Below are 2,966 nucleotides of genomic sequence, written 5' to 3' on the forward strand. Positions count from 1 at the left end.
GAACTCCCGTCGCCCGGCCAGCGCGACGCGCCATGCGCTCATCTCGGCGTCCCGTAGCCACAGCTCGCCCCCATAACGGCCACTAACGCCGATGGTGCCGTAGTCGAGGACTGAGCCGATGACCTCTGCCACTGCGGTGCGCTGGGATGGCGTCAGCTCCTCCAGGAAGCTCAGGACGCGGGAGGCGATGCCGCCCTCGTTGCCGTCATGGATGCGGTCGAAGAAGGGGCCGCCCATGTTGGCAGGATCGATGGTCATGGCCGCAGTGCCCCCAGCATCGCCGATGCGCTTCCAGAAGCTTTGCCCCTCTGCGGTTCCCGGCAGCCGGAGCGCCGCGAACAGGTCGATCAAGTGACCGTTGGCAGCTTGGCTGTACGCGGTGTCGCAGGTTGCAGCGGCGGCGATTGTGGCGACGTGGCTGGCGGTGAGGTCGCTCTCTTCGGGCCAGTTGAGCGGGACGTTGAGCTTCTGGGTGAGGTGCTGTTCTAGTTCGTCGTACTCATCGGGCTGTTCGCTGCCGATACGCCGGTTCACGATCACGCTGTCCCCCTGGGGCTGCGGTCCGATACTCGGACCTGCCAGCATGCCAGCGCCGGCAGCCTCGGCGTGGGTGGTTTTGGACGAGCTGGCTCCCCATCGCGAGCACCCATGCATTGATCGAGCGACTGCTTCGTCCCGAAGCAACTTGGGCGGGCGCTCGACCTTGGGCCTGTGCGCTTCCCACCTGCGGTGACGATCCACGGGCGTCCGCGGTCGTCCGCCGCTGTGCGCGGGCGTTGTCACGCAGTTAAACACTCAGCGACCCACGAGACGGTGTCGTAGGGCTCGGCTACGTTGCACGCATGACTGACAGGGATCCGCTCGTGCCAGCGCTCACCGGCCTGCTCATCGATGTCGTGTGGTGGCTGGAGAGCTGCGGGGATGAGGAAGTGGATCCCGACTCCGCGGTGAAGATGATGGAGAGCGTCGGCTGGGTACTGCTGCAACTGCCCGCAGACCAACGCGAGCGGCTCTTGCAGGTGATCGCGGACTTGGCCGAAGCGGAGCAAGACCCTGCGCGGCGCGATTTCCTGGAGTCGTTCCCCTTCGCCATCGGCATGGTCGAGGACCAAGAGAGTTGAGGTCGCAGCTGGATGGTAGGCGCCAGTTCAGCCACAACTGATCATGGGCGGCCGTGACCTGCGGCCGCCTAACCGATCACCGCTCTGACCTGCTGCTGAGCCGTCGGCAGTTGTCGACGTTGGTCACCATTGAGCGCCCTTCCACGGCGCGAGGACGGCCCGGGAGGGCGCTCGTGTGTGAGCACCGCATTAGGAGTTCATTGAGAGCTACGTGCGTGCTGCCGCATTGCTACTCCAAGGGCTCAAGGCAGTCCCCCTGCTACCTCCAGGGTCCCGGTGCGTACGCCTCTGTTGCCGTCGTCTTCTGCCGTCAGGAGGCGCAAAGCACCGGCATCCCCAAATAGGCGTGAGCGGTCGTGGAGCTCTAGCACCGGTGGTGTCCTGGACACCTCTGGGTGACAGCATTCTCTCCCGATCAGTCGTGTTGAAGTTGGGTGAAGCCGTGGCTCAGGGAGACGAAGTGGTCAAGGCCCTTCTGACGGCGATGGCGACCTTGGAGGATCTCATCCAGGTGGGGCACGACTCGCACATGGCGTTGAGCACCCTGGAAGGCATTGCCTCTGAGCTCGGCAGGATGGATTCCGGAGAGCGCCGGCAGTTCCTCTAGGCGCTGGAGCGCGTGGCCTCGCAGGCACCGGCGCTGCCAATTGCTGGGGTTGCTGTACTTCGCTGCTGTATCGCAGATCCCCGTGCAGGCTGCCGGGAGGCCCGTGAGGGCCGGTGGGACTGCGTACGCCGGTGGCGCCAGCGCATCGTGTCAGATGCGGCTGAGCGCCAGCTTCTCCACGTCGATGAACTTCTGCTCCGGCACGATGGTGGGCGCCGCGAATACCACAATCCGCACCTGGCTGGCGGACCGCTTGGCCGCAGCCATGACCGACATGCCGTCCGACTGCGTGTAAAACGTCGCTGCCTGCCCCACGCCGGACACAGGGTGTGCCGGAGCTGGCGCCCCCTTGGCAACGCTGGCGATGACCTGCGTGGGGGAGAGCACGGGATGGGCATGCGTTTCGACGTCGAGTGCGAAGGCGGAGGAGGCGGCGCCGGGCTTGCTATACCTACACTGATGGCTGATCACATTACCGTTCGGCTTCTCGCTGTGGTCCTCGGTGGCGACCACCTGCGAGGAGCTGCTTCCGCCGAGCAGTCTTCTGAGATCGCCTACCGGGAGCAGTGGGCACGCCGCATCGACGGTGGCCGGGGGCGCCTGGAGTGATGGTTTGGGCTTTGGCGAGGTGTGGGCGGCACTGGCCGACGCGCTGGCGGTGCGGGTTGACGGCGGGGGCGCGGACGCATACGCGGGTGAACCGTTGCTAGACGTGCAGGCGAGCATCGTGAGGACACCGATTGCGAGTGAGAGGGTGGTTCGGGAGTGACTCAAAGCAGTGACTTTCTAGTTGAACAGTGCCGGAGAGGCACGTGGATCACCCGTGGTCAACCCGTAATGCGGCACTGGACTGGCCACCTAGTTACCTCAGCGCAACAACAACAACTTTTGTCACACAAATCTCAACACTCGTACAAGTGCGCCGATGGGCTCCGCGCTGCCTGACGGGTGATATTTGGGACTACTTTGTCCCGAAGTAACTTGGGTGGCGGCGGGTCGGCGGGCGTCAGCCATGGGCTGGACACAGAGTTCGAGATCTGGCCTCATCCTTATCAGGTCGATCACAGGGGTCTGTCAACGTCGGCCAACGGCCCTGGCGCCTTGGTCGATCGTCCATTGAGGTCCGGCGCCGACCGCTGCTGTTCGCGCTTGTTGGTGTCAGCCACTGCACGCGGTCTTGACAAGTGCGGCTCTTCTCGCCGACCTGAACCACCAGTTTGGAAGGCTCCGTACACGGG

Annotated in this window: 4 protein-coding genes; 2 read left to right on the forward strand and 2 right to left on the reverse strand. The window is 64.7% G+C overall.

The annotated features are described in order from the left end of the window. The coding region (locus AB0I77_RS53230) for a hypothetical protein (protein ID WP_363290277.1) at nucleotides 1-540 on the reverse strand (540 nt) is incomplete at its 3' end. Between the two features lie 302 nt (nucleotides 541-842). Between AB0I77_RS53230 and AB0I77_RS53235 the strand changes: the two genes are divergently transcribed. Then, on the forward strand, nucleotides 843-1,121 hold the full coding sequence (locus tag AB0I77_RS53235; RefSeq protein ID WP_363290278.1) for a hypothetical protein: 279 nt from the start codon (nucleotides 843-845) through the stop codon (nucleotides 1,119-1,121). Between the two features lie 442 nt (nucleotides 1,122-1,563). Beyond that, on the forward strand, nucleotides 1,564-1,728 hold the full coding sequence (locus tag AB0I77_RS53240; RefSeq protein WP_363290279.1) for a hypothetical protein: 165 nt from the start codon (nucleotides 1,564-1,566) through the stop codon (nucleotides 1,726-1,728). 150 nt (nucleotides 1,729-1,878) lie between these two features. Here the strand turns inward: AB0I77_RS53240 and AB0I77_RS53245 are convergent, their stop codons facing one another. Beyond that, nucleotides 1,879-2,241, reverse strand: a complete 363-nt coding sequence (locus AB0I77_RS53245) for a hypothetical protein (RefSeq protein WP_363290280.1) — start codon at nucleotides 2,239-2,241, stop codon at nucleotides 1,879-1,881. Nucleotides 2,242-2,966 lie beyond the last annotated feature (725 nt).

The sequence above is a fragment of the Streptomyces sp. NPDC050619 genome, assembly GCF_040654815.1.
GTDB lineage: Bacteria > Actinomycetota > Actinomycetes > Streptomycetales > Streptomycetaceae > Streptomyces.